11 protein-coding genes are annotated in these 13,162 nt (G+C 66.1%); 9 read left to right on the top strand and 2 right to left on the bottom strand.

The window, feature by feature from the left end; genetic code table 11:
• Positions 1 to 19: 19 nt before the first annotated feature.
• Together QP996_RS07960 and QP996_RS07955 are read right to left on the bottom strand one after the other, a co-directional pair.
• Entirely contained in the window at positions 20 to 1,558 is a 1,539-nt protein-coding gene (locus QP996_RS07960; protein ID WP_284872117.1) for a SulP family inorganic anion transporter, read from the bottom strand.
• A gap of 124 nt (positions 1,559 to 1,682) precedes the next feature.
• Positions 1,683 to 2,345, bottom strand: coding sequence for a GAP family protein (locus QP996_RS07955; protein ID WP_284872116.1), 663 nt, complete (start codon positions 2,343 to 2,345; stop codon positions 1,683 to 1,685).
• Between the two features lie 99 nt (positions 2,346 to 2,444).
• Between QP996_RS07955 and QP996_RS07950 the strand changes: the two genes are divergently transcribed.
• The 9 genes from QP996_RS07950 to QP996_RS07910 all read left to right on the top strand — a co-directional run bounded on the left by QP996_RS07950 (position 2,445) and on the right by QP996_RS07910 (position 13,129).
• Positions 2,445 to 3,017 (top strand): TetR/AcrR family transcriptional regulator, encoded by a 573-nt coding sequence (locus QP996_RS07950; RefSeq protein ID WP_284872114.1) that lies wholly within the window; start codon positions 2,445 to 2,447, stop codon positions 3,015 to 3,017.
• 88 nt (positions 3,018 to 3,105) lie between these two features.
• Positions 3,106 to 5,055, top strand: a complete 1,950-nt coding sequence (locus QP996_RS07945; protein ID WP_284872112.1) for a glycosyltransferase — start codon at positions 3,106 to 3,108, stop codon at positions 5,053 to 5,055.
• A complete protein-coding gene (locus tag QP996_RS07940) occupies positions 5,045 to 5,545 on the top strand; it encodes a phosphatase PAP2 family protein (protein ID WP_284872110.1) in 501 nt (166 codons plus the stop codon). The genes QP996_RS07945 and QP996_RS07940 overlap by 11 nt, the downstream gene beginning before the upstream one ends.
• Positions 5,545 to 6,540, top strand: coding sequence for a decaprenyl-phosphate phosphoribosyltransferase (locus QP996_RS07935; RefSeq protein WP_284872108.1), 996 nt, complete (start codon positions 5,545 to 5,547; stop codon positions 6,538 to 6,540). The genes QP996_RS07940 and QP996_RS07935 overlap by 1 nt, the downstream gene beginning before the upstream one ends.
• Before the next feature lie 25 nt (positions 6,541 to 6,565).
• Positions 6,566 to 8,377: an arabinofuranosyltransferase AftB family protein gene (locus QP996_RS07930; protein WP_284872107.1), complete on the top strand. Its 1,812-nt coding sequence runs from the start codon at positions 6,566 to 6,568 to the stop codon at positions 8,375 to 8,377.
• A 66-nt stretch (positions 8,378 to 8,443) separates the two neighbouring features.
• Complete coding sequence (locus tag QP996_RS07925; RefSeq protein ID WP_284872106.1) at positions 8,444 to 9,457, top strand: alpha/beta hydrolase; 1,014 nt, start codon at positions 8,444 to 8,446, stop codon at positions 9,455 to 9,457.
• A gap of 259 nt (positions 9,458 to 9,716) precedes the next feature.
• Entirely contained in the window at positions 9,717 to 11,660 is a 1,944-nt protein-coding gene (locus QP996_RS07920; RefSeq protein ID WP_284872104.1) for an alpha/beta hydrolase-fold protein, read from the top strand.
• Positions 11,660 to 12,148 carry a DUF732 domain-containing protein gene (locus QP996_RS07915; RefSeq protein ID WP_284872103.1) on the top strand — a complete coding sequence of 163 codons (489 nt, stop codon included), beginning with the start codon at positions 11,660 to 11,662 and terminating at the stop codon, positions 12,146 to 12,148. Before QP996_RS07920 ends, QP996_RS07915 begins: the two co-directional genes overlap by 1 nt.
• Positions 12,149 to 12,172: 24 nt before the next feature.
• Positions 12,173 to 13,129 (top strand): cutinase family protein, encoded by a 957-nt coding sequence (locus QP996_RS07910; RefSeq protein ID WP_284872102.1) that lies wholly within the window; start codon positions 12,173 to 12,175, stop codon positions 13,127 to 13,129.
• Positions 13,130 to 13,162 lie beyond the last annotated feature (33 nt).

The raw sequence follows: 13,162 nt of genomic DNA, 5'->3' as shown, positions 1-13,162 counted from the left end.
GCCTACGGGAGAAGTGCCGTTACTGGCCGTCGAGCTTGCCGGACAGGCGGTCTAGGCGGTCCTTGCTTGGCCCGGCGAGGCCGACGATGGTGACAGATTTGCCCTTGCTCTCGAATTTTCTGGTGATGGAGTCCAGCGTCGCCACGGTGGAGGCGTCCCACACTTCGGCCGCGCTCAAGTCGAGGACGATGTTGTCTGCCGGGTCGGTGTAGTCGAAGGCGTACACCAGGTCGTTGCTGGAGGCCCAGAACAGCTGGCCGTGGATGCGGTAGGTGCGGGTGTCCACGAGCCCGTCGTTGGTGGTGTCCTCGGCGGAAACCTGCTCGACGGAGGCGAGGTGTGCGACGCGGCGGGCGAAGGTGATCATCGCGGTGATCACGCCGAGCACCACGCCGACGGCGAGGTTGCTGGTGGCGAGGGTGGCAACGACGGTCACGAGCATCACCACGGTCTCCGACAGCGGCATGAATTTCAGGGTGCGCGGGTGCACCGAGTGCCAGTCGATGGTGCCCACAGACACCATGATCATGATCGCCACGAGTGCCGCCATCGGGATCTGGCCCACCACGTCGCCGAGCACGAGAATCAGGATGAGCAGGAACACGCCGGCAAGAAGCGTCGATAGGCGGGTGCGCGCCCCGGATTCTTTGACGTTGATCATGGTCTGCCCGATCATGGCGCAGCCGCCCATGCCGCCGAACAGGCCGGAGGCGATGTTCGCCACGCCTTGGCCCCAGGATTCGCGGGTTTTGTCGGAGTGGGTGTCGGTGATGTCGTCGACAAGTTTGGCCGTCATCAACGATTCCAGCAGGCCGACAAGGGCCATGCCGAGCGCGTACGGCGCGATGATCCGCAGCGTCTCCAGCGTCAGCGGCACGTCTGGGACGAACAGTCGCGGTAGGGACTCCGGCAGCTCACCCATGTCCGACACGGTGGGGACGTGCATCCCGAAAAGCCCCACGACGGCGCTGATGACGACGATGGTGATCAACGGCGCAGGGATGGCTCCCGTAAGCTTCGGCCACCCGATCATGATCGCGATACCGGCGGCGACGAGGACGTAGACGACCTTTGGGACGTCGATAAGATGCTCCAGCTGCGCGGTAAAGATCAAAATTCCCAGGGCGTTGACGAAGCCGATCATCACCGACCGCGGGATGAACCGCTGCAGTTTCGCCACCCCGAGCGCCGCGAGCACGATTTGCAGCACGCCCGCCAGCAGGACGGTGGCAATGAAGTAGTCCACGCCGTGTTCTCGGGCGACTGGGGCGATGACCAGGGCGACAGCGCCCGTGGCAGCCGTGATCATCGCGGGTCGCCCGCCGGTGAACGCGATGGTGATCGCCATGACCACTGACGCGAACAGCCCGAGCGCCGGATCAACCCCGGCGAGAATGGAAAACGCAATGGCTTCGGGGATGAGCGCGAGCGCCACCGTGAGCCCCGCGAGGACTTCCTTGCGCAGGCGAGTAGACGACGAAAATGCGTAGCGGAAGGACTCTACAACCCCCGTCGGAGCGGGCGGTTCGTGAGAAATCTCGGTGCGAGAGAAAGCCATAGGTATACCGTTTTCAATGTGTTAGATGATTCCCCTCGAGCAGGTGAGGGGTGGAAACCGTAGCTACCGTAACGGCCCCAGGGAGGCGAGCGCCAATGCAGCCGCCGCGCGAAAACGGTCTTGGTCACGAGGCGGGGAGGTCGCCGCGGATCGTCGCAACGCTGTACGCCACCATGTAGATGCCGACGATGGCGGCGATCCAGAGAAGCGTCACTTTTGCCTCGTACTCGAGGCGGGGGATAAGGCGTTCGAGCCGCGGGAAGAACTTCTGGCCGAAGAGCAGCGCCAAGGTGGCGAGGATGACCGTCGGTAAGATCATGACGAGACAGTAGACGCCCACGGCCCCGGCCTTTGCCGCGGAGGGGATATCCCAGCTGCCGATGATGCCCATCGCTGCGATGTACGGCAGCATCGTCGCCGCCTCGGTGAGAGATGCGCCGAGGCCTAATGCGACCATGCTCGGCACGCTGCTTGTGGCTCCGGCTGCGCGTTTCGGCAACTGCCCGGGTTCGGGCTTCTTGGGGTTGGGCGCGAAGATGCCGAAGAGCGCGAGGGCCGCGCCCAGCGTCAACGTGATCCAGGGGAAGGCATCGGTCTGCGTGATCCGTTCGGCGACCGAGCCCAGACCGGCGAATCCGAGGAGTATCCCTAGCCCGAGGAGGAAGTAGACCGCCGCGACGGTAAGCAGGTAGGTGGTCAGCGCCGGAACGCGGACGGCGCGCCAGTGGACGATGAGCGCAAGGGGGATGACAAGAGTGCCCAGGCTCAGGCTGTCAAGCAGCGCCAAGCCAACAACGGGGATGACTGAACCCATGGGATCTCTGGATCTCTCGTACGAACGTATTACGCCTTACGAACGTACGAGAATCTAGAATGGTGCGCAACCATGAACGACTTTTCCCTGGACCATCAGTTTTCAGAATCGGCCGCGACCATCGCCGACGCGACTATCCGCATCATCGCGTCGCGCGGCCTCGATGCCGTGAGCGTGCGGGAGGTGGCGAAGGAATCCGGGTTCGCCGCTGGCTCGGTGCAGTATCACGCCCCGAATAGGGACGCCCTGCTAGCGCACGCGTTCATCCGCTCCATCCAGCGCCAGAGCGAGCGGGTAGCGGCAGTTCCTGAAAAAGGAGACGAGCTCGAAACCTGGGTGGCCAGGCTTGCCGAGCTCCTGCCGATCGGCGGCGTGCGTTCCGAAGATGCCGCAATCTGGGTCACGTACGGATCCGCCTCTGCAACCCGGGACTGGATTGCGAATCTCTACACCGAGGTCCTCGAAGACTTTCAGGGCAGCGTTGTCGCTGCACTGGGCGGTGAGGAGGACGCAAAGCCCAAAGCGCGCCTAGTTACCGCGCTGATCAACGGTCTCACGCTGGACAACCTGCGGGTTCCCGAATCGGAGTCCGACCGCATCGTGGCCGACCTCCGCGAAGGCCTGCGCCTCCTCTTCTCCAGCTAGCCCCGCACCGAACCGCGAGCCACACCAAGGAATCACCATTGAAGCGATTACGCTTGGCTCCAACTGCCCACAACAGAAAGTGAGAGCTGTGGAGACGAGCAAGACCCTCGCCGTGGACACGCTGCAGCGCGTCCTCATGCCCAAAAAGGGCGAGCCGCACGACGTGCGCATGCTGTACCTGATCGAGCAGGAGCACAACAAACAGCGTCTGCGCTGGTCCGACCGCACGAGCTTCGAGGTCCCCGCGGGCAACGAGGTCAGCTTCGAGACGTACTTCAACGCGTTCCCGGCGAGCTACTGGCGCCGCTGGTCGCAGCTGGACACCGTGGTCCTGGCCATGGACGTCGAGGGGCGCGCGACCATCTCCGTCTACCGGTCCAAGCACGACGGCACGCGCGTGAGCGTCACCAACGTCGAGGCAACCGGGCGCACCGAGATCCCGCTGAAACTCAGCAACTTCGAGGACGGCGGCTGGCTGTGGTTCGACATCACCGCCGAGGACGACACGCGCATCGCGGACGCCGCGTGGTGCTCCCCGCAGGAGCCCAAGGAGCAAGTGCTTGACGACGGCACCGTGGTCCCGCCCCAGCCCAAACAGGTCGCCGTGGGCATCCCCACGTTCAACCGCCCCCGCGACGCCGTCAACGCGCTGCACGCGCTGGCGGAGGACCCGTACGTGGAAGCCTGCATCAGCAACGTGCTCATGCCGGACCAGGGCAACCAGCACCCGGCGGACGAGCCGGACTTCGCCGAGGCCGAGAAGAACTTGAATGGCAAACTGGAGATTTTCCAGCAGGGCAACCTGGGCGGCTCCGGCGGCTACTCCCGCATCATGTACGAGGCGCTGAACCGCACCGACGCACCGTTCATCCTGTACATGGACGACGACATCGCCATCGAGCCGGACTCCATCGTCCGCGCCGTGCAGGCCGCGCGCTACGCAGCGAAGCCGATCCTGGTGGGCGGGCAGATGCTCAACCTGCAGGACCGAAGCCAGCTGCGCACCACGGGTGAGACGGTGGACTCGGAGATCTTCATGTTCTCCGCTGCCAAGCACGCCGTCTACGACCACGACTTTGCCAAGTACCCGCTCGGCTACGTCGGCACGGACGAAGAGGACCTGGATCCGAAAAAGACCACCTCGCGCCCGCTGCACCGCCGCATCGACGTGGACTACAACGGCTGGTGGATGAACCTCTTCCCGCGCGTGGTGGCGGAGAAGATGGGCCTGCCGCTGCCGCTGTTTATCAAGTGGGACGACAACGAATACGCGCTGCGCGCCAAAGAAGCGGGCTTCCCGACGGTCACCTGGCCCGGCGTGGCCATCTGGCACATGGCGTGGGCGGACAAGGACGACGCGATTGACTGGCAGGCGTACTTCCACATGCGCAACCGCCTCATCGTGGCCAGCATCTACGGCCCGGACAACCCGGAGGCGATGCTGAAGAACATGCAGAAATCCACAGCGAAGCACTACTTCTGCATGGAGTACTCCACCATCGCCATCCAGAACGAGGCGATGCGCGACTTCCTCGCGGGCCCGGACCAGCTCTTCGACATCCTCGAATCCTCGCTGCCGCGGATTCAGGGGATCCGCAAGGAGTACTCGGACGCGCAGGTGCTGCCGTCCGCGACCGACCTGCCCGCGCCGACCGGCGCGCCGGGCGTGCCCACCAACAAGGTCGGCGGGCGCCTGGCCAAGGTGAAGAAGATCCCGTGGGCCGTCAAGGCGCTGATGCACCTGCGCAAGGACGAGGATCGCGCGCACTGGGACGCGCCGCAGCTCAACCTCACCGCCGAAGAGGCGCGCTGGTACACGCTCGCCCGCGTGGACTCGGCGACCGTGTCCACCGCCGGCGGCACCGGCGTGGCCTTCCGCAAGCGCGACAAGCAGCTTGCCGACGAGCTGATGCGCGAACAGAAGGAACTGCGCGCCCAGATCAAGGAACGCTGGCCGGAGCTCAAGCGCACCTACCGCGACGCGCGCGGCGAGCTGACCAGCCACGAGAACTGGGGGAAGATCTTCGATGCGCAATAAAGAGGTCGACCTGCTCGTCGCCATCCAGGACCAGCTGTACACCCCAGAAACTGCGAAGGCCGCCCGTGCGTTGAGCCATTTCGGCGAGCATGACTTGGGCTGGCTGGCGGTGGCCGCGGGCGGAGCTATCTTTGATGGGCGAAACCGCTCCAAGTGGTTCGCGCTCGGCGCCGGCACCTTCGCCGCGCACGCCGCGACCGTGGTGCTCAAGCGCGTCGTGCGCCGCCCGCGGCCGAACGACCCGCGCGTGACAATCGGCGTGAAAACGCCCTCGCAGCTGTCGTTTCCATCCTCGCACGCCGCGAACACCGGCGCCGCGGCCGCGCACCTGGCGGACATCACCGGAAGGAAGTGGCCGTGGCTGCTCGTGCCGGTGATGATGCTGTCGCGTAACGTGCTCGGCGTGCATTACCCAACCGACACCCTCGCAGGTGCCGCCTTGGGCGCGGCAACGGCGAAGGTGGCAATCGAGGCTGAGAAGAGGATCTAGTGGCAAACACCCGTGAACCCGTGGACGAGCCCCTGATCAAGTCGGAGCCGCACACCTCCGGCGTTGACCAGGTGATGAAAAAGACGCCGCCGAAGAACCTCCCGGACGCGATGCTCAAGGGCCTGCGGCCGAAGCAGTGGGTGAAAAACGTCCTCGTGCTGGCAGCTCCCTTGGCCGCCGGTACGGACGCCTTTAACTCCCGCACCGCCATGGACATCCTCCTGGCGTTTGTGGTGTTCTGCTTCGGCGCGTCCTCGATCTACCTGATCAACGACGCGCGCGACGTCGAATCCGACCGCCGTCACCCCACCAAGCGGTTCCGCCCGATCGCGTCCGGCATGCTGCCGATCAACCTGGCGTACGTCATGGCGGCGGTGCTCATTGCGCTCTCGCTTGGGCTTTCCCTTCTGGCTACCGACGGCACGTCGCTGGCCTGGGTCATCGGCATCTACATCGCGCTGCAGCTGGGCTACTGCTTCGGCTGGAAGCACATCCCGGTGATCGACATTGCCCTGGTGTCCTCCGGCTTCATGCTGCGCACCATGGCCGGCGGCGTGGCCGCAGGCATCGACCTGTCCCAGTGGTTCCTGCTGGTGGCCGCGTTCGGCTCCCTGTTCATGGCATCCGGCAAGCGCTATGCCGAGCTGCTGCTGGTCAAGGAGACCGGCGCGGAGATCCGCCGCGCGCTGCAGGGCTACACCGAGACCTACCTGCGGTTCGTGTGGACGCTGTCCGCCACCGCGGTGGTCATGTCGTACGCGCTGTGGGGCTTCCAGCTGTCCAACTCCGTCGAGGGCACCGCCGCCATCTGGTACCAGGTGTCCATGGTGCCGTTTGTCATCGCGATTCTGCGCTACGCCTCCGTGGTGGACGGCGGCCAGGGCGGCGCGCCCGACGAGATCGCGCTGGAGGACCGTGTCCTGCAGCTGCTCGCCTTGGCGTGGCTGTTCTGCATCGCCATGGCCGTCTACGTTGTGCCGAACTTAGGCTGGTAGCGCTACACCCACTAACATCGTCGCAATGACCAAACATGCCCGCCTCTCCGCGCTCGCCGCAGCCGTAGTCGCGGGCATCTTCGCGTTCTGGGGCGGATGGACCCGCCGCTGGATGTCCGACGACGGCTTGATCGTCCTGCGCACCGTGCGCAACCTGCTCGCCGGAAACGGGCCCGTGTTCAACGCCGGCGAGCGAGTGGAGGCCAACACCTCCACGCTATGGCAGTACCTGATCACCGCGTTTGGCTGGCTCACCGGTGCCCGGCTCGAAGATGTGGCTATGTGGCTCGCGCTGATCTTCACCGTCGCGGCGGCCGCGCTGGCCACCTTCGCCACGGGCCGGTTCTGGGGCAAAGTGGGCCCCGTCGTGCCCCTGGGCATCGTGATCTACCTGGCGCTGCCGCCCGCCCGAGACTTCGCCACCTCCGGGCTGGAATGGGGCTTGTCGCTGCTGTGGATCGCCGTGTGGTGGGCTGCGCTGGTCGCGTGGGCCGAGCCGCTGCGCCGCCGCGTGCCGGAAGCCGGCTACTTCCTCGCCTTTTGGTGCGGCATGTCCTGGCTGGTGCGCCCCGAGCTCGCGCTCTACGGCGGCGTGACCGGCATCCTGCTCATCGCGTTCTCCCCGCGCAAGACCCCCGGCATCCTTGCTGCGGCGCTGCCCGTGCCGGCCGCCTACCAGCTCTTCCGCATGGGCTACTACGGGCTGCTCACTCCCCACACGGCCGTGGCCAAATCTGCCTCCGGCGCCGAGTGGGCGCGCGGGTTCGAGTACTTCGCGGACTTCGTGGGCTACTACTGGCTCTGGCTGCCGGTGCTGGCTGCCGCCGCGTTGGTGGGGTGGATGATGCGGGGGACCGGAGGACGTCGATTAGCAATTGTTTTGCTTGTCACCGGCTGCGCGCTCGCCCACATCCTCTACGTGCTGCGCGTCGGCGGCGACTTCATGCACGGGCGCATGTGGCTGTTGCCGCTGTTCGCGCTGCTGCTGCCCGCGATGGCGGTGCCGCTCACACGCGTGAGCATTGCTTTGGCGACCGCCGTGGCCGTGTGGGCCGGCGTGACCATCGTGCGCGCCCACCCCATCGACTGGGAGGCGTACCAGACCGGCGAAAAAGAACTCGGCATCGTGGACGAGCGGGAATTCTGGACCCTTGCCGTCGGCCGCGAGCTGACCGACCCGCCGCGCTACGCCGAAGACTTCCTCGGCTCCAAGCTCATGCAGAACTGGGAAGACGCGCTGGACAAAGGCATCGCCGCAGACGCCGCGCAGCTCAACCTCGCCTACGTCTCCGCCGACCCAGAGATGTACAGCTGGTACTACCGCGACCGCGAAGACGCGGAGTCGGACTTAAGCAACCTGCCGCTGACGGCGTACCTGATCAACCTGGGCATGACCAGTATGAACGCGCCGCTCGACGTGCGCATCCTGGACACCGTCGGCCTGGCAACCCCCATCGCCGCGCGCATGCCGCGTGACCCGGAAGGCCGCGTCGGCCACGACAAATTCCTCGACCCCGCCTGGCAAGCCGCCGACACCGACACCTACCTGGACGGGCTCCCGCCGTTTATCAGCTCCATGCGCGCGAAGCAGGCGCGCGCGGCGCTGCGCAGCCCCGAAATCGCCGAACTGCTGGCCACCTCGCGCGAACCCATGAGCTGGGGGCGGTTCTGGAAAAACGTGCGCTATTCGCTTACCGACGGCCGCACGCTGCAGCTTTCCAGCGACCCCGGCCTCTACATCGACGCCGATACCCGCCGCGCGATCCGGCACGGGGCGAACCCAGGGATCGAGGGCGCACAGATCGCCTGGCCGGTGCAAGCGCACACTGGGGAATAGCGGGTCACGTTTCGAATTGGTAACGTGAACGTGTCTTTTGCCTGAAAACACGTTTTGAGGGGATCTATGAACTCCAAAAATTCTGTGCGCCGCAAGCTCACTGCGCTGCTCATGGCCCTAGTCACCGGCCTGGCGGCGGTGATCGGCGCCCCGCAGGCGTCGGCGGCGCACCGTGACTGGCTGCGGCCCGACTCCACCGGCCACTGCGAGTGGGACCGCGTCGGGTTCTGGGTGCAGCGCTGCACGGTGTGGTCCCCCGCGATGAACCGCCACATCACTGTCCAGATTCAGCCCGCGCAGCGCGGCGGCAACGCTGGCCTGTACATGCTCGACGGCCTGCGCGCCACCGAGATCACCAATGCCTGGGTCAACGATGTCAACGCCGCCCGAACGTTCAAGGACAACAACATCACCCTGGTGATGCCCGTCGGCGGCCAGTCCTCCTTCTACACCGACTGGAACGCCCCGGCGACCTACGACTTCAACCACCCGGTGACCTACAAGTGGGACACCTTCCTGACCAAGGAGCTGCCGCCCTACCTGCAGCAGCACTTCGGTGTTTCGCCGACGAACAACTCCATCCTCGGCCTGTCCATGGGCGGCACCGCCGCGATCAACCTCGCGGCGCTGCACCCCAACCAGTTCCGCCAGGTGCTGTCCTACTCCGGATACCTGACCACCACGGTGCCGGGCGGCCAGACCGCACTGCGAGCCGCGCTTCTCGACGGCGGCCTGTACAACGTCAACGCCATGTGGGGCTCCTCGCTGAACCCCCGCCGTTTTGAAAACGACCCGTTCTTGAACATGGGCAACCTCCGCGGCCGCGACGTCTACGTCTCCGCCGGTTCCGGCGTGCCAGGCCCGGCCGACGAGAAGTACCTGCCGCAGCACCGCGCCGCCGGCATCGCGCTGGAGCAGGTGGCCAGCGTGACCACCCGCGCCTGGTCCGCAAAGGCCACCGTGACCGGCGTGAAGCACACCGCCGTGTTCACCCCGACCGGCCTGCACAACTGGGACCAGTTTGGCAGCCAGCTCGAGGCCACGAAGCCGCGCATCCTCAACGTGATGAACGCCTGGTAGGGCGCCCGACTGGGGGTCGATGAGGGCGCGCGCCGGGTTGCGGTGTGGGACTCGCTGGGGGTATTCCGACGAAACCGGTTACCTACATCCGGCTACCAGCTGATTTCCCAGCGGGTAACCGGATGTAGGTAGCCGGTTTTCGCCGTTTCTGGGCTCGTCGTAACGCATCGCGTGTCGCACACGACTAAACCTTCAAGTGAAACTTAAGCTTTTGGTCGATACTCTTGTGACACCAGTAGCCAGACGAGGTAGGAGACTCATGCGAGACAACCGAACCACCCCAACGCGGATCGCCGCCGCGCTGCTGCCCGCCGCCCTTGCCCTCACGCTGGCGCCCGCCGCCAACGCACAGTCGAGCCTGCCGGGCGACCTGTCATCGCAGTTGTCCTCCAACCGCGGCATCTCCGACGGCCTGCGCCCGCACGACCCGCCGAAGCGCACCCCGATCGAGGTGGAGAAGGACCCGCAGATCCCGGGCCTGCCGGAGGGCGTGAAGGTAGACCGTATCGAGTGGATCACCAACCGTCGCGTGGCGGTGTTCATCAACTCCCCGTCGATGCCAGACCACCCGATCCAGGTGCAGATCCTGCTGGCGCGCGACTGGCACTCCAACCCGACCGCGAAGTTCCCCGAGGTGTGGGCGCTGGACGGCCTGCGCGCGCGTGACGACGAAAACGGCTGGACTATCGAGACGAACATCGAGCAGTTCTACGCCGACAAGAACGTCAACGTGATCCTGCCGGTCGGCGGCGAGTCCTCCTTCTACTCCGACTGGCAGCGCGAGAACAACGGCAAGCACTACATGTGGGAGACGTTCCTGACCAAGGAGCTCATCCCGGTGCTGAACAACGAGTTCCGTTCCAACGGCTCCCGCGCCGTGGTGGGCCTGTCCATGGGCGGCACCGCGGCGGTCAACCTGGCTGAACGCAACCCGCACCTGTTCAAGTTCGTCGGCTCCTTCTCCGGCTACTTGGACACCACCACGACCGGCATGCCCACCGCCATCAAGGCGGCGCAGCTGGACGCCGGCGGCTACAACGCCGAGGCGATGTGGGGCCCGCTGGGCTCGCAGGACTGGATCGACCACGACCCGAAGCTGGGCATCGAGAACCTGAAGGACATGACGGTCTACGTCTCCGCTGGTTCGGGCCGTGACGACTTTGGCAACCCGGAATCGGTGGCGAAGGGGCAGGCAAACCCGGCCGGCATCGGACTGGAGGTGCTCTCGCGCCTGTCCACCCAGACGTTCGTGGACTATGCCTCGCGCACCCCGGTCAAGCCCATCGTGCGCTTCCGCCCGTCTGGTGTGCACTCCTGGGAGTACTGGCAGTTCGAGATGGCGCAGGCGTGGCCCTACATCGCCAACGCGCTGGAGGTGCCGGAGGCGGACCGCGGCTCCAAGTGCACCCCGGTCGGCGCGATCGCCGAGGCCACCAAGGCCGGCACGATCGGCTCCTGCGTCAACGACGAGTATGACGCGGGCAAGGACACCAAGGGCAAGGCGCAGGACTTCCGCGGCGGCACCGCCTTCTGGTCCCCGGACACCGGCGCGCACGCGCTCTACGGAGCGATCCTGGCCAAGTACAACGCGCTCGGCGGCCCGGCCGGCTGGCTGGGCTTCCCCACCACGGGCGAGACGCCGACGCCGGACGGCGTGGGCCGCTTCGTGCACTTCCAGCACGGCTCGGTGTACTGGACCCCGCAGACCGGCGCGTACGCCATCCCGGGCGACATGTTCGCCGCATGGGGCGAAAACGGCTACGAGGGCGGCGACCTGAAGTACCCGGTGGCCGAGGCGAACCAGGTGGGCGAGGGTTACGTGCAGAAGTTCCAGGGCGGCTTCCTCACCCGCAACCCGGACGGCAAGCACTTCATCGTCCACGGCGCGATCGCGGAGAAGTACGGCGAGATCGGCACCGCTACCTCTGAGTTGGGGTACCCGACCGGCAACGAGATTGCGGTCAAGGGCGGGTTCTTCCAGCCGTTCGAGCACGGCAACATCTACTGGTCCGCGGCCACGGGCGCGCACACCATCCTCACCGGCGACATCTTCGACGAGTGGGGCAAGCGCGGCTACGAGCAGGGCGAGCTGGGCTGGCCGGTGACGGACATGAAGAAGATCCCGGCCGGCGGCCTGACCATCGACTTCCAGCGCGGCACGATCGAGCAGGTCAACGGTAACGTCAACGTGAGGAAGAAGTAGTGCGCAAGGTTGCATTCTGCTTTGCGACGGCCGCCGCCGCCGTCGCCGTGGCCGCCTGCGGAGGCGCCACCGTGGACTCCGAGGACGTGACGGAGACCCCGACGGTGGTCAGCGAGGCCACTGAGACGGAAACTGAATCCGAAACCGAAACTAAGGAAACGTCGGCGGCTGCGTCGTCGTCGGCTGTGTTGTCGCAAAGCAAACGCGCCGACGACCAGCCGGCCCGCGAAGTGACCGACGTGCCGCAGCAGGCTAGCGCCTTCTCCCCGCAGGAAGAGGCCTACCTGGCCACCTTAAGGGAAAGCGGAGTCAACATCGACGGGATTGAAGACCAGCTCACAGCCACCGGCGCTACCGTGTGCGCTGACAACCTGATCACCCGCGACGCGGTGGCAGGCCAGCTTGTGGAGCAACGCCGCACCGACATGGATGCGGCGAGCGTGGCGGCGCTGATCAGCGACACCGCCCGCGCCAACCTCTGCTCCTAGCAGTACAGAAGGGAGCCTGGGCTCATGCGCACTTCGCGCAACGTTTTTGTCGTCGCCGCAGTGATTGTGGTGTTGTCTTTGATCGGTCTGGGGATCTACCAGTGGCGTTCCGGCGAGACCGGGCTGCCGTCCGCGGACGGGCCGCTAGCAACCTCCGAGACGCCCGAGGAGCCCTCGGAGTCGCAGGCGGCGGAGCCGGACTGGTGCCCCGCGGTCGAGTTCGTCTCCGTGCCCGGCACCTGGGAGTCAGCGGCGGACGACGACCCGTTCGCGCCGGCTGCCAACCCGGCGAGCTTCATGCTCTCCATTACCCAGCCGCTGCAGCAGATGTACGACATCAACCACGTGCGCGTGTTCACGGTGCCGTACACCGCGCAGTTCCGGAACATCCAGACGGCGCACGGGCGCGCCGAGATGACCTACGACGACTCGCGCGCCGAGGGCACCGCCAAGCTGTCGGGCGAGCTGCGGTTTGTGGCGGAGACGTGCCCGTCGACGAAGTTCATCATCGCCGGGTTCTCCCAGGGGGCGGTGATCGTGGGCGACGTGGCGTCGAAGATCGGCAACAGCGCGGGGCCCATCGACCCGGAGCGGCTGCTGGGCGCGGTGATGATCGCGGACGGCCGGCGTGAAAACGGCGTGGGCGTCAACCCCGGCGCCGAGGTCGGCGGCGTGGGCGCGGAGATTGTCATGCAGCCGCTGCAGGGGCTGGTGGACCGGGTCACCCCGGGCGCGACCATGACCGGCCCGCGCCCCGGCGGCTTCGGCCTGGTGGAGGACCGCGCGTTTGAGATCTGCGCGCCGGACGACACGGTCTGCGACGCGCCGAAGGGCGTGGGCAACGCCATCGACCGTGCGCATGCACTGATTGCGGCGAACGGCAATCACGCCATGTACGCGACCAATCCGGCCGTAATTCCTGGGACCACTGTGCCGGAATGGACTGTAGGTTGGGTCCAGAACGTGGTAGAAAGTTTGTAGTCCGAAATAGTTTTGCCCCGCAAAGGAGTTACG

Origin of the sequence: Corynebacterium sp. MSK008 (assembly GCF_030232585.1) — a bacterium.
Lineage (GTDB): Bacteria > Actinomycetota > Actinomycetes > Mycobacteriales > Mycobacteriaceae > Corynebacterium.
The sequence above is the reverse complement of the archived record's forward strand: the minus strand, read 5'-3'. Positions and strand labels throughout refer to the sequence as shown.

Coding starts and splice junctions, on each gene's coding strand:
- QP996_RS07940 (WP_284872110.1), top strand. CDS start 5,045: ATGCGCAATAAAGAGGTCGACCTGCTCGTCGCCATCCAGGACCAGCTG.
- QP996_RS07925 (WP_284872106.1), top strand. CDS start 8,444: ATGAACTCCAAAAATTCTGTGCGCCGCAAGCTCACTGCGCTGCTCATG.
- QP996_RS07960 (WP_284872117.1), bottom strand. CDS start 1,558: ATGGCTTTCTCTCGCACCGAGATTTCTCACGAACCGCCCGCTCCGACG.
- QP996_RS07930 (WP_284872107.1), top strand. CDS start 6,566: ATGACCAAACATGCCCGCCTCTCCGCGCTCGCCGCAGCCGTAGTCGCG.
- QP996_RS07910 (WP_284872102.1), top strand. CDS start 12,173: ATGCGCACTTCGCGCAACGTTTTTGTCGTCGCCGCAGTGATTGTGGTG.
- QP996_RS07920 (WP_284872104.1), top strand. CDS start 9,717: ATGCGAGACAACCGAACCACCCCAACGCGGATCGCCGCCGCGCTGCTG.
- QP996_RS07950 (WP_284872114.1), top strand. CDS start 2,445: ATGAACGACTTTTCCCTGGACCATCAGTTTTCAGAATCGGCCGCGACC.